The organism is Microcoleus sp. A6-C6 (assembly GCF_036705955.1).
In the GTDB taxonomy this organism is placed as follows: Bacteria; Cyanobacteriota; Cyanobacteriia; order Cyanobacteriales; family Microcoleaceae; genus Microcoleus.
The window spans coordinates 1-20395 of the sequence record NZ_JAUBVR010000028.1; the positions used below are offsets into that span (position 1 = coordinate 1).

A 20395-nucleotide genomic window follows, 5' to 3' on the forward strand; every position below is an offset into this window, starting at 1 on the left:
TATCCTTTCTCTTCGCTGTGCTTATCTCAACGGTCAACTTTCAATTTGATGTATTTGCCAAAGTGAGATGCACCCTACCGGAGTGGCAGGCGCGAGCAATATTTAATTTCCTGGGCATGGTAAAAATCTCAGATCAATCTGTAGTAATAGGTGGAATCGATTAATGTTTACTGCTACAGATGGATTTAGCTTTCAGAGCCGATCGATATAGTGGTGATAGTTAAAGATTTTTGCCAACAGAGAGCATTTGAATTATGAAACGTTCTGACTTATCCAAAGCAATCGGTGCAGGTATTATCGCTGCTGGTTTAGCCATTGCACCAGCTCATCTGCCTGCTGCGGCTCAGACAAATACAGCGCCCGGTACTAACAGCAGAACCACCACCACCACCACCACAACTCCTCGCTCCGATGTATACAGTGCTGATACCAATCGCGATTTTGATTGGGGATGGTTGGGCTTGCTCGGCTTGTCGGGTTTGTTCGGTTTGATGCCCCGCAAACGCGAAGAAAATGTCCGCTACACTACCACAACGGGCGATCGCGAGCCCGCAGTTCGCACCGACTTCCGCTAATGATCGAGTATAACGGACTGTGATCATGATACATGAACAAGATGTTTTAACCTGTCGGACGATCGCGAATAATCCTCAAAAAACCTCCATCTGTGAGGTTTTTTTGTTAGGTATTGTATGCTGCGATCTATATGTTTGTAGTGAGGACTTTAGTCCGAGCGATCGAACCTATCTAAGACTTTAAACAATATTTTCGCCCGATCGATCCACGAGCAAATCCAACATCACCTGCACCAACTTATCGGGATCTAAAGGCTTAGAAATGTGCCGCTGGAACCCCGCAGCCATGGCTTGCTGATAGTCAATTTCTCCAGCATAAGCCGTGAGGGCGATCGCCGGTACGAGTCCGCCTTGCTCTGGCGGCAGAGCCCGCACCTGCCGCAGCAACATATAACCGTCGGTGTCGGGCATTCCAATATCGCTCAACAGCAGATCCGGCAGAGACTGAGTTAAAACCGCCAAGGCATCGGCGGCGCTAGCAACTGCTGTCACGCTTGCGCCACAATCCTCCAGCAGAAAAACCACCAAATCTCGCGCATCAGCATCATCATCCACGGCTAACACCCGGATACCGCTCAAATCGAAGGATGTTTCCGCCATTGTCGGTGCGGGAATTTTCGGAGGTTGCACGGGCATCAGGGGTATCCTGACGGTAAATGTCGCGCCTTGTCCTTCGCCGGGACTGTCGGATTTGACTGTGCCACCGTGGAGTTCGACGAGATGGCGGACGATCGCCAATCCTAAACCCAATCCGCCAAACTTGCGCGTAAACGTGCTGTCTGCTTGCCGGAAATAGTCGAACACGTAGGGCAGAAAATCAGAAACAATGCCTTTGCCCGTATCAGTTACACTAATTTGAGCGTCGTTATCAATTTGATCGAGCTTGACTGCGATTTTGCCGGACGGCGGGGTGAACTTGACGGCATTTGACAGCAAATTCCACATTACCTGCTGAAGTCGGCCTGCATCGCCCAACACCAGCCCGATATTTAGTGCAAATTCAGTGCAGATTTGAATCGATTTAACTTCCGCTGACAGACGCACCGTTTCAATCGCCGCGCCGATCGCCCCGGCTAAATCCACAGGTACAATATTCAAGCTGACTTTGCCTTGCAGAATCCCCGACACGTCGAGCAAATCTTCGATTAGCTGGGTTTGCAATTTGGCGTTGCGCTCGATCGTCTCTAGGGCGTAGCGCTGCTTTTCCGGTGTCAGACAGTTCGATTGCAACAGCTTTGCCCAGCCCAGAATCGGGTTTAAGGGAGTCCGCAATTCGTGGGACAAAACAGCCAAAAATTCGTCTTTGACGCGGTTAGCGCGTTCTGCTTCCTCCCTGGCGGCCTTTTCGAGGGCTAGCAGGCGTTCCCGTTCATCTTCTGCATTGAGGCGATCGGTAATGTCGGTGTTGGTGCCGCACCAGCGCAGCACATTACCTGGCTCGTCGCGAATCGGCACGGCGCGGGAGAGAAACCAGCGGTACGATCCGTCTTTGCCGCGCAGGGGGAAAGTATCTTCCCAGAGTTCGCCTGTTTCACAGCAGCGCCTAAAGTTTGCGACAACGCGATCGACGTGTTCCGGGTGGTGAACCTGCTGCCAGCCCCAGCCTTGCATTTCCTCTAGCGTTGTGCCCGTGTAGTCAAACCAGCGCTGGTTGTACCAGAAAATCCAGCCTGTGGCATCTGTCATCCAAGCCAACTGGGCGATGTTGTCAGCTAGAGCGCGGAACCGATCCTCGCTTTCGTGCAAGTCCTGCAAGGCTCGCGCGTGCAGGATCACCGCCCAGAGGCGAGCCACCATTTCTTGCATCAGCGAAACTTCATCGGCCCGCCAGTGCCGCACCGTCTTTGATGCCACCAGCAAAAGAGCCACCCAGCGCCCTTCCTGAAGGCAGGGAACATCGACCAAAGCGCGAATGCCAAGGGCATCGTAGTTATCGAAAAAATGCGCTGTATGCTGGTCATTAGCTATATCTGAGATCGCCAGTGTTTGACCTGCCATAGAGACAGCTTTCAGTTCTGGGGTCTTAAAGTCTGAGATTTGATAGGTGCTGGCGATGCTGGGAAGCCCGGACTCGTGCCAGTCTCGATCGACAATTGCCCGATCGGCTTCTAGATCGATTTCGTGCCAGATGCAGCGATCGACATTTAAATATTCTCCCAGACTGCTCGTGGCTTCCCACAACATTTCTGTGGGGTTGGAGCGCTGGCGCAAGCGGAGTTCGAGGCCCGAGAGAAACTGCTCGTTGAGTTGGTCTTTTTTGCGATCGTGAATGTCTGTATTTGTGCCGATCCACTCGACAATCCGGCCGCCTCCGTCGCGAATGGGGATGGCGCGGGACAAATGCCAGCGTTCCATTTGGTCTGCTGCCCGCAGCAGGCGGAACTCAACTTGATAAAATTCTCCGGTAATTTGACACTCTTGCCAGCGGGCAAAAGCTTCTGCCAACTCCCACGGCGGCACTAGGGACTCCCAATGGTTTTGAGCGGCTTCCTCGTAAGACATTCCCAGATATTCCGACCATTTTTGATTGGCAAAGCGAAGTTCTCCGGCGGTGTCTACATTCCAAATCAGGTGGGGCAGCGACTCAGCCAGGAAGCGGAAGCGGCGGTCGCTTTCTGCTAAGCTTTCTTCGGCTTGTTTGCGATCGTCAATATCAATCCCGATCCCCACCCATTGCAGCACCTGTCCCTCCCTGTCTTTGACGGGCACAAGTCGCGCCAAATGCCAGCGGTAGGTGCCGTCAAACCTGCGTACCCGACATTCAAATTCGTAGGATTCCCCTGCTTGAATCCCCTGAGTGCGGGTGGCGACAACTGCGGGCAAATCCTCATGATGAAATAATTCCAGCACAGGCACTGTCAGAGGCAATTCTGGAATCATGCCCGTGTAGCTTTGCCAGTGCTGGTTGCAAAACTCTAACCTGCCGTCGGCGGTGTTGATCCACATTAATTGCGGGACGGCATCGGCGAGGGTGCGGTAGCGATTTTCGCTTTGGCGCAGTGCCTCTTCTATTTGCCGGCGTTCGGTTTTGTCTTGCATGATTTTCAGGAAACCTTGCACGTCGCCTGCTGCGTCGCGCAGGGGCATCACCAGCCCGCTGCCCCAAAAGCGGCTGCCGTCTTTGCGGAGGTGCCAGCGCTCGTTTTCTGCTTTTCCCTCAGTCAGCGCCAAGTGCATTTCTAATTCCGGCTTTCTGGCTGCTGAGTCTTCTGGGGTGAAGATGATTCGTCCGTGCTGGCCGACGATTTCTGCTTCGGCATAGCCCAGCAATCTCTCTGCGCCTGCGTTCCAACTGGTAAGGTGTCCACCGGTGTCGAGGGTGAAGATGGCGTAGTCTTTGGCGCTGTCGAGTATCAACTGGAGGTGCGTTTCGCGATCGCGCAAAGCTTCTGTGGTGCGATCAGCGCGATCGATTTTTAGGGCGGCAACGGCAAAGTCTGCTAGGGCGATCGCGATCCGCAAGTCTTCGCTATCGAACTGCCGGGAATCGTGAGAGACTATCCAGATTGCTCCCAGCGGTTGATTTACGGCGTACAGCGGCACGACTAAGGCTTCGGCGATCGGCATTCCTAGCTGCTGCAACTGAGTAAAGTATTGTTCTGGATGCAAGTAAAGCTGGGGAGTTTGCAAGTCTAGACCTGCTCCTGACAAACGCAACGTCTGGGGTTTATTTGTTTGTTCTGCGGCTTCCCAAGCGCCCGCCAAGGCTTCCCAATATAAAATTTGTTCTGATGTGGCATTTTGTGCTAACAAACAGACTCCGACGCTGCCTGCGCCGCACAAATCTTGGGCGATCGCCACCAGTGTTTTGAGCAGCGTGTGCGGCGAGGTTGCCAATTGTCGCGCCAGCGTTTGCAGCGCTAGGTTTTCTGCTTGCAGATCGGCCGATCGAGGGGTGCGGCGCGACAGTTCCTGGGCGATCGAAATGTCGGTTAAATTAGTTTGTGGGGTTTGCCAAGGTTCCATCTATTTAGTCGTCTTGATGTCTTTCGGTCTGAGCGGGCGCGCAATTAAAGCATCTGCTATTGTATTATCTACCCACAGACAGAAACAGTTATCTATCTTTGGAATTACTTTTAAGTTTTTCGGCTAGATGATTGGGAGCCGTCGATTTTAGATTTTAGACTTCGGCGCGATCGCGATCGTCGGAGGATTTCAGATTTACTCCCCAGATAAATCTGGGAGCTTGAACAGCAGTCTAAAATGTGTGATTCCTCCACGACACGAGTCGCGAGCTTGTATCGTTTTTGGGCAAATCAAGGAATCAATTCGCCCCCACAAAGAGATAAAATAGTATTCAGAAAAGCCTTTAATTCAGGACAGACTACCGCAGCATCCATGAGATTTTGTCCGTCTAATATTCTTTTGGCATCCCGCGCTTTATCGTAGCTCCGACGTTTCCCATGTTCAAATATTTCTTTAATCCGATAAGAAGGTGGATTATTGTGATTGACCAGTTCAGGAGAACCGCTAGGAACCGCTCTATTGCCTCCTGATATTTGCTGAATTTTTGACCAAAAAGGTAACAGCCAAGCTTCAAAGTCATGGGAAGCTGCATGGGGATAAAATTTAGGATTGTCCCCCACCCATTTTTTCATTTGAGCCTTAGCATCCGCTGCATCTTTAAAATCTTTAGTACCCGTATAAACATCTGTTAGTGCAATTACAGCATCATAGGCATCTCTACCAGTCAATAAATTTTCGACAACTCGCCTGAGTTTTTCTTCTTTGTAAATGCGACCTTCACAAGATATAAACTTTAATTTGGGCATCTGCTGTCCCAGGCGTGACTTAAGAAATTCTTGCAACTTAGCCTTAAATGCCATTTCCGTTGCTCCTTCAACCAAAATAGCAATCTTCACGGTCTGCCTCCAAAAATGTTCATTGCCCAAAGCTGATCCAAGCTATAATCTTCTAACCAGTGTTCTAAGTCTATAGAGTCAGCCCAAGTTAAAGTTGTGAGACCATCTTCAGCATCACAAACTAGCACCTCGTGAGGCTTTAAAAATCGGATCAGTCTATCGGAATGAGTTGCTACAATTAGTTGAGTTCTTTGAGCAGCTTCTCTCATGGCATTCGCTAACAGTTGTAACAACTCTGGATGTAAACTAACTTCCGGCTCATCAATCAGCGTGACAGCACTCAAATCTCGGCTTTGCAGCAGGGTGATTAACCAGAGAAACCTGAGCGTCCCTTCTGATAGTTGGTGCATATAAAAAGGATGAGAAAAATTTCTATCTTTCCAAGTCATTGCTAAAGTTCCGGCTGCTACTGGCGGAAAACTCAACCTTTCAAAATCAGGAAAAGCCGCAGCCAGTGTATCTTGGATAATTTCAAATCGATTCGGATCTGTTTCTCGCAGATAATAGAGGCATGAAACTAAATCTTCTCCCTTACTACCGGGCAAAGTTGCAGGCCGCATAGATTGAGGTAAACGGATCGGACTTTGAGGGGAAAGATTCAACTCCCCAGCCTTATAAAAGCTACATGAAGCTAAGTGCTGCCTCAATGTTTCTGGTTCCCGATACATCTTAGGAACCTGAGCAAGTGAGCTTTCCAAAGGATTGTACTGCCAGTTTGGGCGTAGTAGCTTTTCATCCTCTGGACTGAAATACTTGACATCTAAACCGCGAGATTCAATATACTTAAAAGGTTGAGAAGCATGGCGATTGCGCTGTTGGATTAGAGTTTCTGAACCAATTTCATAGAATTGACCTTTGGTTGCAAGTTTCAGAGAATAGTTTAGCGGTTCCTGATTCTCTATAGGCATCGATAAGGAGATTGACACGCTATCAGCCCGGTCTAATGTTACCATCTGAGTTAGACCGCCCAACTCGGAAATTTTGGACTGTAACTGACCGTTGGCTGATGCTGCTAAAAGTGAGAATATTTCTAAGAAAGAACTTTTCCCAACACCGTTAGCACCAATCATCACTGTCAGAGGTCGCATTTCTACCTCTGCCGAAAACAAACGGCGAAACCCCTCGATCTTTAGGCGCTCAAATGTGTTCATAACTTTTGCTCTTGAGCTTATAGAATCGTAATATGCACAATTTTATTCCAGAATTGCGCTTTTTTCCATATCTGACTCGGACAGAAATTCAGTCGATGTCGGACAAGGAAAATACTGTTTTTCAGCGCGTTATTAAAAATTAAGAACTAAAAATCAAAAAATGTTCCAATCCGTGTCAAAATGATATTAACAATTTTTTTGAGTTGGAAAACTAACGATGAGTGTAAATCCTAAATTGCAGCGCGCATTTGAGCAAGGCCGCGCCTTGAAAATTATCAGCGGTTTAAATAATTTTGATGCGGCCAACGTTGCGGCTGTTGTCAAAGCAGCGGATCTCGGCGGTGCAACATTTGTCGATATTGCTTGCGATCGCGATTTGGTATTGATGGCAAAACAGTTGACAAATTTGCCAATTTGTGTATCGGCTGTGGAACCGCAAAAGTTTGTGGCTGCGGTAGAAGCTGGCGCTGATTTGATTGAAATTGGCAACTTTGATGCTTTCTACGCACTAGGCCGCCGCTTTGAAGCTGAGGAAGTTTTGGAGTTGACTCGCCAAACGCGATCGCTATTTCCGAACATCACGCTTTCTGTCACAGTTCCCCACATTCTGACACTGGACAAACAAGTGCAGTTAGCAACAGAATTAGTTAAAGCTGGCGCGAATATCATTCAAACCGAAGGCGGCACTAGCGCCCAACCAATTCACGCCGGAACTTTAGGATTAATTGAAAAAGCAGCGCCTACTTTGGCCGCCGCCTTTGAAATTTCCCGCGCCGTACAAGTCCCCGTACTCTGCGCTTCGGGCATCTCCAGCGTCACCGCACCGCTTGCTATTGGTGCCGGTGCTGCGGGTGTTGGTGTCGGTTCTGCTGTCAGCCAACTTAACAGCGAAGTGGCGATGATTGCGGTTGTTCGCAGTTTGGTTGAAGCTTTGGCAAAAGTAGAGCGATCGCACTTTGCTGCTTCAATTTAATTCAGTTAACTGTTAACAGTTGACAGTTAACAGTTAACAGTTAACAGTTAACAGTTAACAGTTAACAGTTAACAGTTAACAGTTGACAAAAGAAGGAAGAGGATTGGAGTAATGAATCGTCTGATTTTAATTTATCCCGATCAGGGAGAGGCTTTAAACCAATTTTCTCTGGTAATCAAGAAGGCGAAGGAAGAGGAAAAAGGGAAGATTTTTTCTATTCCCTCTCTCCCTCTCTCCCCATCTCCCCCCTCTCCCACTCTTCCTTAATAGTGGATATACCACACAGAATAATCATGCAATAACTGATTGTTTGGGGATATCGCATCAACTGATGCTAGCTCTACTAAAAGCAAGCTAAACTTTTTGCGATCGCCGACGCGCTCCACTTCGGCAAATATGCCGTCTTCATGAACAACAAAATCCTCCACTCGGTTAATTGTGAAGTTATCAGTATAAGAAGGTTGAGTTTTCTTAAGCTTTGCATATTCTTTTTTGCTACCCAAACCCATTATATACTCTTCTTCCCATTCAAACTCTTCTCTACCCGTAACCTGGCATGGAAATTGCATATTTTGCTTGATGTATTCCAGATATTTGATTGAATTTTTGAGGTTGGAATTAATATTTTTAGTTCCTAGAATTTTCCTAATTTTGCTTTCAAATTGGTTGTCATTAAATGGGTTATTTTCAACGATATTGGCGAACATTTCTGGATTGAACCCCCCTGTCAATTCCGGTATTTCGGCAAGCAAGCGCTGCAAGTCGTTGAACGGTTTCGGTCTTCTGCCTGCTACAATGGTTTCATCAAGCTGAACTGGAGGAAGTTCTGATTCTGAAAGCAGAGATTTGGTTTGATTTGGGCGATCGTCAAATTTAGACTTGTTAACTTTAGATTTGTTAAGTTGAGGTTTGTTAAATTTAGGCATCGCTCGGTTCCGCTGTACTGGTTTATCAATAAAGTATATCTTGGCAGAAGTACATTCGTGTCTGATGGATAGGAGGAAGCTGTGATGCAATTACTGAAATCGCCTGATGAATCGGAAGTATATCAAGGGCAATTCGGCGAGTTTACGATTACTCAAGGCGATCGCACGGGAGTGCTGATCTACCGCGCCGGGTTGGGAGTGGCGGCGCTATGTTGGGCGGTGGGCGCTACTCTGGTGTTGCAACAGGGCGACAACCCAACAGCAATCCAAGCTTTAACGCCTGTTTTTGCGTGTTTTTGGATCGCTTTAGGCGTTAGTTTAGCAACTATTCACATTTACATGATTCCGCTGCACCGCACATTACAGGCGTTTTGGGCGATCGGCGGCGCGGCAGCAGTATTTGTCGCCCTACAAAGCAGCGAACCTTTAGCTTTAGCAGTGTACGAAAATCCAGCGACTTTGTGGGGAATTGGCTTTACTTTTGCGGCATTAAATGGCATCTTTTTTAAAGAAGCTTTCTGTTTTAACCGCCTAGAAACTAAGTTTTTGACTCCGGGAGTTCCGCTGTTACTTTTAGGGCATATCTTCGGATTTTTGTCACCGGAAAATGAACAGTTGTTGCTGGGGCTTTGGGCGGTTTTGTTTATCATTTTTGCCGTGCGTAAGTTCTTTCAAGCGATACCGCAGGATATTGGGGATAAGAGTGTTTTTGAGTATCTAAAACAAAAACAGTAGAGAAGGTTCGGCAGCGGATTTTGTAGCGGATTTAACGGATTTAACGGATTTAATTTTGCACTGGCAAATGGGAGGATCTGGTGTTTTGCATTTATAGTGTGATCGTCCCCGCTCGCGAGTACAATAGGCGAGCGGGGACGCTCGCACGATAAGAATTTTATCGAGCGGAATTTTACCAAAATGCGAAAACCTAAAATCAAAATTAGCCTAATTCGCCGCCGAGAAATGTGGGCAATTACCTGGGAAGGTTGGGTAATTGCGATCGTGGGATTAATCATTGCAATGGTCTTAATTATCACAAGTATCCATCCATTTTTGGCGGTCAATTCGCCACTGAAAGCAGATATATTGGTTGTCGAAGGGTGGTTGCCGGATTATGCGATCGAAAGTGCGATCGCCGAATTCAAAAAAGGCGGATATCGCCAATTGGTGACAACCGGACTTCCTTTAGCTAAAGGCTATTACCTCGCTGAATATAAAAATTATGCTGAACTGACCGCAGCGACTTGTATTGCGCTAGGATTTGATCGGGATAAAGTGGTAGCCGTACCCGCTGCGAGTGTTGTGAAACACCGGACTGCTGCATCTGCGATCGCCCTTCGAGATTGGCTAGCTACTTCTGCCCTCAAAGTTGACTCAATTAATCTTTATTCCTTTGGCCCTCACGCCCGCAGAAGTTGGATTGTCTTCAAAGAAGTGCTGAATCCTGAGATTGAAGTCGGGATTATAGCTGCGGTTCCGCAAGATTACAACCCGCAGGAATGGTGGAAATCGAGCGAAGGTTTTCGGACTGTGACAGGAGAAATTATTGCTTATATTTATGCCCGTTTTGTCGATTGGAAAACTTAGATGCAGCAGACGACGGTTGAAACCGCGTCTACAAAAACGATGTCCGAGCTCATAGGGACTGAATAAAACAATATAATTTAAACCGTCCGGTCTTCTGAAAATCGAAGTTTTATATCAACCCAAAATGATAAAATCATTCTCAGATAAATTGAGGGCAAGTCGTTGCTAGAAGAACGCGCTTATTGGTTAGCATGGTCGCAGATTAATGGTATCGGGCCGATTTTGTTGCAAAGATTACACCAACATTTCCCTACTTTGGCAGAAGCTTGGATGGCGAAACCAGTAGATTTAATGCGAGTAGAAGGATTTGGCAAGCAGGTAATTGATACAACTGTGCAAGAACGATCTAAACTCAATCCTGAAGAATTTATTGAAAAACATTTGATTAAAAATCCCTGTTTCTGGACACCAGCAGATAAGGATTATCCCAGCTTATTATTGGAAATTCCGAGTCCGCCGCCTGTGTTGTATTATCGCGGTTTAGTTGACTTAAAAGAGAATCACGGAATTACGCCGACGGTGGCAATTGTTGGAACTCGTAGTCCTTCGGAATACGGCCGCCGTTGGACTCGTAAATTTAGCACGGCTTTGGCTACGAACGGTTTTACTGTTGTTTCTGGATTTGCTGCGGGTATTGATACGGAGGCTCATACAAGCTGTTTGGAGGCGGGCGGCCGGACTTTTGCTATTTTTGGGACTGGGGTTGATGTTGTTTATCCTAAGCCAAATGAGCGGTTGTGCGATCGCCTCGTGCAGCAGGGATTGGCAATTAGCGAATATCCGGCGGGGACTCAACCGAATAGAACTAATTTTCCGCGCCGCAATCGGATAATTGCTGGCTTGAGTCGCGCTACAATTGTGATTGAAGCTCCGCAGAAGTCGGGGGCGTTAATTACTGCTTATCAAGCTAATGATTTTTGTCGCGATGTGTATGTTTTGACGGCCAGATTGGATGATGAGCGATCGTTTGGATGTTTGGAGTTGCTGAGTAAAGGTGCTCATCCGATTCTCCCGAATAGCGATCGACTGTTAAGCGAAGACCGGTTGCTGGAAATGCTCGGAGCTATGCCAAAATTGGATAGCGCGCAGCAGTTGTCCTTGTTTCCGACAAATCCAGCCCCTGAAAAGCAAGGCCCGCCGTTGGATGCGGAGTTGGCTGTGGTGTTAAAAGCTCTGGGCTCTGGGCCGAATTCTCTTGATACAATTGTGGAGGCTGCGGGATTGCCAGCGGGAACGGTTTCTGGTATTCTTTTGCAGTTGGAATTGTTGGGATTGGTTTCGCAGTTGCCTGGTATGCGTTATCAGCGGTGTTGATTTGTAAGATCGGACGTACGGTTGAAACCGCGCCTACACAAACATCAAGATCAGACGGCGGTTGAAACCGCGCCTACAAAAACAATGTCCGCCTCCGCGGACTGAAGATAAGACGCAATTTTAACCGCCTATTCTTCAACCTGCGGAGGCAGGTTTTGCCTGTATCGACGCGGTTTCAACCGCCGGGTTTTCTTCAAATCAATCCTACACAAATAATGTCCGAGCTCAGAGGGACTGAAGATAAGAAGATAAGAGGGCGAATGGAATTCGCGTCTCTACAAACGATCAGATCAGACGGCGGTTGAAACCGCGCCTACAAAAACAATGTCCGCCTCCGCGGACTGAAGATAAGACGCAATTTTAACCGCCTATTCTTCAACCTGCGGAGGCAGGTTTTGTCTGTATCGACGCGGTTTCAACCGCCGGGTTTTCTTAAATCAATCCGAAACTTCCTGCGCTAATACTGCTAGGAGAAACTCCGCTGAGAGAAGCTAAAATCTCGCCAGTTTGGGCAAACCGAATTAATGTTGAACCGCTATCTTCACTAATTGCCAATTGGGAGAAAGTCAGCCCGTTACCCAATACTAACAAGTCTTCACCAATTTCAAAATTGGTAACAGTATCAGTACCGGAATTGGTGGAGAGTAGGAATTTATCGACTCCCATTCCTCCTGTCAAAGTATCATCTCCCAAACCGCCATCTAGTAAATCATCTCCCTTGCCTCCAAGCAAGATATCATTACCATCGCTGCCGTTCAAAATATCAGCACCTCGGTTGCCAAACAAGATATCATCACCGCTATTTCCTAGCAAAGTATCGCTACCTTTGCCACCGAAAATAGTGTCATTTTCCAAGCTACCATCGATCGCATCATTGCCCTTCATAGCCATCAACACATCATTGCCACTGGTGCCGGTGAGGATGTCGTCGGCATTTGTACCGATAATTGCATCCGGCGAATTGCTGCCTAAATCTGCATCGCCTGTGAGTACAGGAGTTGCAATCCCAACAGGTAAGATTACGGCTTGAATTTTGCTATCTAAAGCAGCACCAGTATTGTCAGTAACTAACTGGGAAATTGGCTTGCTTCCGGCACCAACTGCTTTGAAGTCTTGGGTGGTTGTTCCCAAAGATACTTGTTGGACGCGGGCAACGGCTTGGGGAATTGATGTTGCTGTTTGGTTGGTGACAGCGCTATCGATGCGCTGATTTGCTGTTGCCATTACTATCGCGGATTGCGAGGTAATTTGGGTGACTTTTTGAATGTTGAAACTGGGGTCAATCTGCTGGATTTTAGCAGCGGATTGCTGAATGATTGGTTCTAAGGCGGCTGGATTGCTGAGATTTAAGACTGAACCGGATTGAATTTTATCCGTGATTGAACTGACAACAGCTTTGACAAGATCGTGATTTGCTGCACTGGATGCGCCGTCAATCAAAGCGGCTGTTTGAGTGATGACGTTTTGGACTTTCACCATTGCCGCTAAGACTTGGATTCCGCCCGGTAAATTCTTGTTTGTGGCAGCAATAGGGTCTAACCTAGTCAGATCAAATTCAGCGGGGAGCGAAAGGGCGGCTTTGACTAAAGATTGGGCTGATTCTGGTGTAGTTCCTTTGTCGGTTAAGTCGGCTATCAAGCTGGTTAGGAGGGTGACTACACTGGAATCTGGTGGTGCAGTAAGTGGTGTTTCCAGGGGTAAACCGGTGGCGGTGTCAGTGCCTCCAATTGCGACTAGATTGCCTTCTTCGGGGTCGATTTCTCCGTTTTTGTTTTTGTCGAAGATGTCGAAGGGAACGTCGAGATTGAATTCACCGTTGCTGTTAGTGATAGTAGATGGTTCATTGATATCTTTAATGCCGTTTTTGTTGGTATCAAAAAATAGAGTAGCTCCCGCGATATAACCATCAATTGCGATACCAGAAAAGCCAGAACGGTATATGTGGAAGAAGTCTGTGGCAGTGGCACCTGCATTGTCCGTTGCTGTCACCTCAATTGGCAAATAGAATAATGAGGGGATATTCCCAGCATTTAAATTCACGCTGAAGGTGAGTGTATTCGGATCAAATTTAAGCCAATCCGGCGGAATGAAACTGCCAGTATTCGGGTTGACGCTAAGCCAATCGAGAGAGTTCGGTATTAAGGGGCCGAAGCCGGGTTTTGGCTCTGGAATTATTGAGTAGGAATAAGTGAGACTGTCACCTGGATCGTCGTCAATAAAAGTATTGGCAGCAAGAGTCAAACGGTAGTCGCTGCGGAAAATCCCGCGATTCTGCTCGATGATGGGATTGTTAACCCTTGGCGATCGGTTGGTGGCTGTATTGTCTACTGTAAAACTGCCTTCTGTGGCGAAAGGTGAACCGGCCCAAGCATTATCAATGGATTGCACACTCCAGTAATATTTCTGTGGAGACAAGTTATTGAGTTGCCAACTGGTGTTTTGGCTGGTATTGCCTAACCCAACAATTTGTCGAGTTCCATCGTCGAGAGATGTGGGGGCGAGAATATCCTTGCCACCGGGAGTGCTGCCAACTCGCAGGTTGTAGCTTAAACCATCGGTAGGAGTTTGAGCATCAGTCGCTTTATTCCAGTTGAAAGTGACTTTGTTGCCATTCGGTGCAGCCGACAGCCCTGTGGGTGCAGTGGGTGGAGTGTTCGCATTAGCTGTATTGCTGCGGTAGACTTGGTTGCCGATCAAGATGTCAAGTTTGCCGTCATTGTTATAGTCTCCCCAAGCTGCGGCACCGCTGTCACTGAGTACGGCATTTGTGTCTTCCCTAAAGCCGTTACCAGTGTTGCGGTATACTTTGCTGTCTAACAAGACATCCAATTTACCATCATTGTCGTAGTCTCCCCAAGCTGCAAAACTGCCTCCGGGCAATGCGGCATTGGTGTCTTCGGTAAAAGTGGTGCCAATATTGCGGAACACTTTCGCTATTTTGCCCGAACCGGTATCGCCCGCCAGCAGAATATCGAGTTGGCCATCATTGTTGTAATCTCCCCAAGCTGCTGAACCATCAGAAACACCGGGTAAGACGAAAGCTTCGGTAAAGGTGGTGCCAGTATTGCGGAACACCTTGGCGATTTTGCCCGCATTGGTGTTGCCAATTACCAAAATATCCTGTTTCCCATCGCTGTCATAGTCTCCCCAAGCAGCAGCACCATTGGAGACAGCGGGCAAATTAGCGCTGGCATTGATATCTGGTACGTGGCCGCTGCCAGTATTGCGGTACAGCAGGCTGGCGAGTTGATATTCCCCAGAGTCAGGATTGAGAGCAATTTTTCGGATGTTCGCATCTAGGATATCTAGTTTGCCATCGTTGTTGTAATCTCCCCAACTAAGAGAACCTGACGGGCGAGCGGAACCAAAATCTTCATTGTGGCCAAGATCGTAGTTCGTCCAAGAGGTGCCGGTATTTTTGTAGACTGAGATTGTGTAGGAGGGGATATAATTGCTGCCGGTGCCACGTCCGCGTGGATTATCCAACTTGTTGGCCGCGAACTCGATCCGATCATCATTGTCAGCATCTCCCCAAGCAGCAGATGAAGTAACGGGAAGAGCCTTGCCATCCCAAGTCAGGGTACTGCCTGCGTTGCGATACAGCCAAGTACCGCCGGTCGGTATTGTTCCCGTCAGGATCGGACGATTTCCTGATGCTAAAACATCAAGTTTGCCATCGTTATTGTAGTCTCCCCAAATTCCCTTGACTTGCCCGAGTCCCTGCGATATTTCTGTAGGAAATTTCGCAAACAGCGGGGCTGGAGTTTCATTGTCAGTGTTGGTTACAGTTACGTTGTTGGGAGAGAGAAACTTGTAGTCAAAATCATTGGTTGCGGGAGGATCGAGTTTGATGGTATAAGTGCGATCGCCGTCTGTGATGGCATCGTCTACTCCGGTAACAGTGACGGTTTGGGCTGTGTTCCAATTGTCGGGAGTAAATGTCAGTTCCGATCGAGAAATTTTGCCCTCGGCTGGGTTGTCAACCCTCATGGGAATTGTAACTACCGATTGCGGTTGAGTATTGAGTAAAACGCTGAAATTAGCAGTACCTCCTGCTTCGGTTGTAGTTAACTCGCTGGTGGGATAAACCACAATGCCCGGGCGTAAATTCTGCTGAATGATTAAGATATTGGTAAGGCTGACATCTGCAGCATCAAGGCCTGAGTAGTTAGGATCTCTACTTTGAACGGGTTCGGTGAAGATAGTGTAAGGTATGTTGCCGTATTGGTTTTCTATTGGGCCACCTCCACCTCTTACGGTTACAGTTTGAGGTTGATTCCAGTTATCGGGCGAGAAAGTCAGCCTCTGTGTGGAAACTGTTCCTAGGTTCGGGTTAACCGTCAAGCCAATGCTAACCCCATCACGCGGTTGAGTATTTAGTTTGACGCTAAAAGTTGATTCACCGCCTGCTGTCGTGGTGATTAATCCACTGGTGGGGGAGACTGTAATGCCTGCGGATTCGGACGTTGGTGTCAGTGTGGGTGTCGGTGGCGGTGTCGGTGTTGGTGTCAGTGTGACTGGTATCGGTCTTGGTGTAATTGGTGGTGTTGGTGTCAGTGTGACTGGTGTCGGTGTCGGCGTAATTGATGGCGTTGGCGTCGGCGTCGGCGTAAGTGGTGTCGGAGTCGGTGCCGGTGTCGGAGTAGGCGCATCTGAATCAGGCGGTAGCGGTGCTCCTCCTGGAGTCGGCGTTCCCGTCGGAGTCGGAGTCGGCGTTCCCGTCGGTGTCGGAGTCGGCGTTCCCGTCGGAGTCGGCGTTCCCGTCGGAGTCGGCGTTCCCGTAGGTGTCGGAGTCGGCGTTCCCGTAGGTGTCGGAGTCGGCGTTCCCGTCGGTGTGGGAGTCGGAGTCGGAGTCGGCGCTACATCGTTATCAGTAATCGCCACTGTCACACCCGGAATCACAATCCCGTTATACTTAGTATCACCAGTAGCCGTATGAGAAATACTGCCCGTATGATTTCCTTCCACGACTGCATCGTCTGTAGCGGTTACTGTGACTGACTTCGCCACACTCCAGTTAGTAGAGTCAAAAGTAACAGCAGCGATCGCATTAATTTGATCGCCATTCGCAAAACTAACCGTCACAGGCGCGGTGGGCTGGGATTTTAACTGAACGCTGTACGTCCCTGTAGCACCGCCTTCCGTAGCAGTTGTACTCGTCGGTGAAATAGTCACACCTGCCGTATCATTGTCAGCAATCGTGGCCGTCACAGGAGAAATTGTCAGATTGTTATACTTAGTATCCGTGCTGACCGACTGGTGAGTAATCGTGCCGCTGTGGGTTCCTTGGGCTATGCTGTCATCGATCGCACTTACAGTCACATTTTGAGCAACATTCCAATTATTGGGCGTGAAAGTCAGAGGTGCGATCGGGCTAATTTGAGTACCAGGGTCAAAATTAATCGTCACGGGTGCAGTAGGCGCGCTAGTCAGAAGCACGCCGTAGGTAGCCGTTGCACCGCCTTCAGCAATATTTGTACTACCGGCAGATTGCACGATCGACACACCGGGACTATCGTTATCAGTAATCGATGCCGTCACATCGGGCATCGCTTTGGCGCTATAACTCGCATCGGTACTGGTAACTGTATGGGCGATCGTCCCTGTGTGCGTTCCTTGTGCTACAGTGTCGTCGATCGCAGTAGCAGTGATAGTCTTTTCAACATTCCAGTTAGTGCTGTCAAAGGTAATTTGGGCGATCGGGCTAATTTGAGTGCCAGGATTAAAGCTAATGTTAACCGGTGCCGTGGGTTGTGCAGTTAGCTTGATTTTGTAACTGCCAGTTGCACCGCCCTCTGTAGCAGTGATGTTCGTAGGTGCAACGGTGAAGCCGGCAGTGTCATCATTTGTTATGGTAGTTGTCGCAGTTGCAGTAGTAATTGTCGGCGCGCCACCCGGTGAAACAGGATTTGATAGCGTAATTGCAACAGTTTCGTCAGATTCAACTACTCCATCGCCTAACACATTTAAGGTGATAGTTTTCGATGTTTCCGCCGCCGCAAAATTGATCGTGCCGCTAATACCAGTTGCCCCAGAAGTGCCACCGATACTGTTGTAGTCGCTGGCGTTAGTAGCAGTTCCTCCAATTGCATAATTGACGCTACTCGCTACACCCGTGCCGCTGCGAGTCACAGTGAAAGTTAGAGGTTTTGTGCCGCTATCGCCTTCGGAAATGCTGGCAATATCGGCGGCGACAGCGTAAGAAACAGTACCGTTAGCTGCAATAGTTAGTGTTGTTTCTTTGGTTGTACCTGCAATGCCTCCGGTGATTGTACCGAAGTTGAGAATTGCGGTTTCGGCGTTTTCAGGGAGATTGTCAGGTTTGATAGTAACTGCAACATTCTGGGTGAGAGTAGTAGTCCCGGCGAGGAAAGTAACAGTATTAGGCGAAAAGGTGTAGTCTGAATTTTGGGTGGCTGTGCTGCTGGGGTCGATCGCAATTGGTACAACTACATCGCTAATGGGAGTGCCACCGCTGAGGGTGACAGGGATATTAACTACTGTGTCTGTTGCTCCTTCTGTACCGCTATAAGTTGCCGCACCAAAATTGACTGTATTTGGTGTATTCAGTAGAATTGAAACATCATCTGAACCATTGTTGACTACTGCTAAGTCGGGGAGAGTATCAGCGTTAAAATTGCCCGCCACAAGAGAAATTGGATCTGTCCCCGCAGCAAAGTTGATCGCAGTGCTAAAACTGCCAGCCCCATTTCCTAATAAAATTGAAGCGCCGCTGCTGCTTCCTACTGCTAGATCAAGCTTGCCGTCTCCGTTAAAGTCGCTGGCGACAATCCCTTGCGGACTTGTCCCGACGTTAAAGTTGTCGCCTGCGCTGAAGCCGCCAGTGCCATTTCCTAGCAGAATTGAGACATCGTTAGAGCCGTTGTTAACTGCGGCTAGGTCAACTTTGCCGTCTCCGTTAAAGTCCCCTTGGGCGATCGAATTAGGATTGGTCCCAGCAGCAATATTAGTGGCAGCGCTAAATCCGCCCGTGCCATTCGCTAAAAAGATGGAAACACCGCCAGAAAGACTGTTCGGCACAGCTAAATCGGAAAAAGTATCTCCGTTAAAATCGCCGACTGCCATGAAAGCGGGAATTGACTGTGCGGTTAAGTTGGTGTTGAAGGTTAAGCTGCCGTTGCCACTGCTATCTGCCAGCAAAATTGTGACGGTACTAGAGGTACTGCCAGGGCTTGCATTAACTACTGCTACGTCAGAAAAGTTGTCTGCATTAAATTTCCCAACTGCGACGGATATAGGAGATATTCCTGTGGGATATGGAGTGGGACTACCAAAGCCACCGAGGCCATTTCCTAACAGAATAGAGAGGGCGCTTCCGGTACCACTTCCCACTACTGCCAAGTCAGGGAAAGAGTCGTTATTAAAATTACCGACGGCGATTGATTGGGCATTCGACACTGCTAATGTAGTGCCAGGGCTAAAGCCACCAGTGCCATTCCCTAACAGTATTGAAACGCCTGATCCAGAACTCGCTACAGCTAAATCTAGTTTGCCGTCGATATTAAAATCCCCTACAGCAATACCGTAGGAATTTGTCCCCACAGGCAAGTTATTTGCCGTACTAAAACTATTCAAAACGTACTCGTAACCCGCTAACACTTCGGGTGCAAATACCAGCGGTGTGTTAATTTCCCCGGTTGTTGCTGCGAGTTTCCAATCGCCGCCTTTTGCTACACTTCCAGTGAGGTTTTTGGAAGCGGCAACATTAGTATTTGTGAGTTGGGCGATGCGCTGGATGAATGCGATCGCACTTAATGCGACATTACAACCATAAATCAGAATGTCCGCGCCCAGAGACAAAGCACTCCGCCACTGCCGCAATTTCTCGGAATAAGCTTCTAGATTGTCTAAACTCAAGCTACCGCCGCCGAGTTGCAAGCTTCCCGGAGTGCCGTGAGAAATGATGTGGATGCTCTCAATATTCGTGCGATCGGCTAAAATATCAGTAATTTGGTCGATCGCATCCTCATTCCCATCTAACACCACTACTTCCGTGCCCGGTGTTACCCCGGCTACCAAACTTTGATAATTTGGTACTTGAGTGTCGATAAAGGTGATCGCACTTACTGAAACTGGAATATTTAAATTTGGCATAATACACCTGACAGGGGTAAAAAAAGACAGCAATTTCCCCAATTTCGTGACTCTCGTCCGAAACAATCTATCAATTTTGATTGACAGAGACACAGCATCTCTGCGTAAAAATTCGGTGAGGAAACATCTGTTGTAGCAACACTAACAGTTTTTTTAGAGAATATATATAAAGTTTTCTTTATAAATAGCTGATTAATTAAAGCTTTGATAAAGATAGGGCAAATTATTAAGTAATATTACGGAAAATTGATTATGAGGTTAATGGATTAATATAATCAAACATTAATCGTAAGTATATGAAGTAGTAGGGACACGGCAATGCCCTGTCCCTACGGGATCTATCGATGTGGCGTGTACTTCATAAACGTGGAATCTGCTGTATGTGCGATCGGGGCTTTATTTCTGAGCTAATATAGCATCATAATCGCCATGAGTCCCTATCCAAAACCATACCTTACCTTCAGGTTTTTCAACTTCCAGAACTCGGTAAATATCGCCTACTCGCACCGATTGCAATTGCTTTCGCCTACCAACTTTTTTTAAATGCAGCGAAGGGTGATATGGATCGACTTTGAGTAATTCATAATTTTTGTCGGCTAAGGCTTGTATTTCTTTAGGTAGCTGGTGATAGCAGTGCCAAAAACGCGGTAAAGTCAGATGCTTCATAACACTTTAGCCAATCCAGCTTCATACTCTGCATCAACTTCATCAAGTAGCGCATCCAACCGCCCATCCTCCAAATCCTCTTCAATTTGCCGATCCCAGGCTTGTTGGCGATACTCTATCAGCCAAGTAGTTAACTCCGATAATTCCTTAACCGACAAATTCATAATTGCTGTTTCAAGTTCTTTGACGCTCATACATTTTGCCACATCATTATACGATCAGTATACCA

Annotated in this window: 13 protein-coding genes; 6 read left to right on the plus strand and 7 right to left on the minus strand. The window is 47.8% G+C overall.

Translation table 11 applies throughout. The features are described 5' to 3' along the window. Positions 1–254: 254 nt before the first annotated feature. Complete coding sequence (locus QUB52_RS13415; protein ID WP_332973350.1) at positions 255–575, plus strand: WGxxGxxG family protein; 321 nt, start codon at positions 255–257, stop codon at positions 573–575. Positions 576–755: 180 nt separating this feature from the next. Here the strand turns inward: QUB52_RS13415 and QUB52_RS13420 are convergent, their stop codons facing one another. From QUB52_RS13420 to QUB52_RS13430, 3 genes are all read right to left on the minus strand, one after another. Further along, on the minus strand, positions 756–4541 hold the full coding sequence (locus QUB52_RS13420; RefSeq protein ID WP_332973351.1) for a PAS domain S-box protein: 3786 nt from the start codon (positions 4539–4541) through the stop codon (positions 756–758). Between the two features lie 290 nt (positions 4542–4831). Then, positions 4832–5437, minus strand: a complete 606-nt coding sequence (locus QUB52_RS13425; RefSeq protein ID WP_332973353.1) for a DUF4276 family protein — start codon at positions 5435–5437, stop codon at positions 4832–4834. Then, the gene (locus tag QUB52_RS13430) at positions 5434–6588 is read right to left on the minus strand and encodes an AAA family ATPase (protein WP_332966392.1); all 1155 of its coding nucleotides are present in this window, start codon (positions 6586–6588) and stop codon (positions 5434–5436) included. The genes QUB52_RS13425 and QUB52_RS13430 overlap by 4 nt, the downstream gene beginning before the upstream one ends. Before the next feature lie 217 nt (positions 6589–6805). On the opposite strand from QUB52_RS13430, the gene QUB52_RS13440 reads away from it, so the two are divergent. Then, the gene (locus tag QUB52_RS13440; RefSeq protein WP_332973354.1) at positions 6806–7561 is read left to right on the plus strand and encodes a DUF561 domain-containing protein; all 756 of its coding nucleotides are present in this window, start codon (positions 6806–6808) and stop codon (positions 7559–7561) included. 111 nt (positions 7562–7672) lie between these two features. After that, positions 7673–7828, plus strand: a complete 156-nt coding sequence (locus QUB52_RS13445; RefSeq protein ID WP_332966396.1) for a hypothetical protein — start codon at positions 7673–7675, stop codon at positions 7826–7828. Here the strand turns inward: QUB52_RS13445 and QUB52_RS13450 are convergent. Continuing rightward, positions 7825–8487 carry a hypothetical protein gene (locus QUB52_RS13450; protein ID WP_265238566.1) on the minus strand — a complete coding sequence of 221 codons (663 nt, stop codon included), beginning with the start codon at positions 8485–8487 and terminating at the stop codon, positions 7825–7827. The genes QUB52_RS13445 and QUB52_RS13450 overlap by 4 nt on opposite strands. A gap of 84 nt (positions 8488–8571) precedes the next feature. Here QUB52_RS13450 and QUB52_RS13455 point away from each other — a divergent pair, with 84 nt between their 5' ends. The 3 genes from QUB52_RS13455 (at position 8572) to dprA (ending at position 11385) form a co-directional block, all read left to right on the plus strand. Further along, a complete protein-coding gene (locus tag QUB52_RS13455) occupies positions 8572–9222 on the plus strand; it encodes a DUF2301 domain-containing membrane protein (RefSeq protein ID WP_332973355.1) in 651 nt (216 codons plus the stop codon). A gap of 180 nt (positions 9223–9402) precedes the next feature. Further along, positions 9403–10071, plus strand: coding sequence for a YdcF family protein (locus QUB52_RS13460; protein ID WP_332973357.1), 669 nt, complete (start codon positions 9403–9405; stop codon positions 10069–10071). Between the two features lie 162 nt (positions 10072–10233). Beyond that, positions 10234–11385: a DNA-processing protein DprA gene (gene dprA, locus QUB52_RS13465; protein WP_332973358.1), complete on the plus strand. Its 1152-nt coding sequence runs from the start codon at positions 10234–10236 to the stop codon at positions 11383–11385. Positions 11386–11817: 432 nt separating this feature from the next. Here the strand turns inward: dprA and QUB52_RS13470 are convergent, their stop codons facing one another. The 3 genes from QUB52_RS13470 to QUB52_RS13480 form a co-directional block, all read right to left on the minus strand. Further along, the gene (locus tag QUB52_RS13470; protein ID WP_332973359.1) at positions 11818–19500 is read right to left on the minus strand and encodes a DUF4347 domain-containing protein; all 7683 of its coding nucleotides are present in this window, start codon (positions 19498–19500) and stop codon (positions 11818–11820) included. A gap of 396 nt (positions 19501–19896) precedes the next feature. Further along, complete coding sequence (locus tag QUB52_RS13475) at positions 19897–20166, minus strand: type II toxin-antitoxin system RelE family toxin (RefSeq protein ID WP_332973360.1); 270 nt, start codon at positions 20164–20166, stop codon at positions 19897–19899. Then, positions 20163–20360: a hypothetical protein gene (locus QUB52_RS13480; RefSeq protein ID WP_265238576.1), complete on the minus strand. Its 198-nt coding sequence runs from the start codon at positions 20358–20360 to the stop codon at positions 20163–20165. Before QUB52_RS13480 ends, QUB52_RS13475 begins: the two co-directional genes overlap by 4 nt. Positions 20361–20395 lie beyond the last annotated feature (35 nt).

Coding starts and splice junctions, on each gene's coding strand:
- QUB52_RS13420 (WP_332973351.1), bottom strand. CDS start 4,541: ATGGAACCTTGGCAAACCCCACAAACTAATTTAACCGACATTTCGATC.
- QUB52_RS13460 (WP_332973357.1), top strand. CDS start 9,403: ATGCGAAAACCTAAAATCAAAATTAGCCTAATTCGCCGCCGAGAAATG.
- QUB52_RS13450 (WP_265238566.1), bottom strand. CDS start 8,487: ATGCCTAAATTTAACAAACCTCAACTTAACAAATCTAAAGTTAACAAG.
- QUB52_RS13430 (WP_332966392.1), bottom strand. CDS start 6,588: ATGAACACATTTGAGCGCCTAAAGATCGAGGGGTTTCGCCGTTTGTTT.
- QUB52_RS13440 (WP_332973354.1), top strand. CDS start 6,806: ATGAGTGTAAATCCTAAATTGCAGCGCGCATTTGAGCAAGGCCGCGCC.
- QUB52_RS13480 (WP_265238576.1), bottom strand. CDS start 20,360: ATGAGCGTCAAAGAACTTGAAACAGCAATTATGAATTTGTCGGTTAAG.
- QUB52_RS13455 (WP_332973355.1), top strand. CDS start 8,572: ATGCAATTACTGAAATCGCCTGATGAATCGGAAGTATATCAAGGGCAA.
- QUB52_RS13470 (WP_332973359.1), bottom strand. CDS start 19,500: ATGCCAAATTTAAATATTCCAGTTTCAGTAAGTGCGATCACCTTTATC.
- QUB52_RS13415 (WP_332973350.1), top strand. CDS start 255: ATGAAACGTTCTGACTTATCCAAAGCAATCGGTGCAGGTATTATCGCT.
- QUB52_RS13475 (WP_332973360.1), bottom strand. CDS start 20,166: ATGAAGCATCTGACTTTACCGCGTTTTTGGCACTGCTATCACCAGCTA.
- QUB52_RS13445 (WP_332966396.1), top strand. CDS start 7,673: ATGAATCGTCTGATTTTAATTTATCCCGATCAGGGAGAGGCTTTAAAC.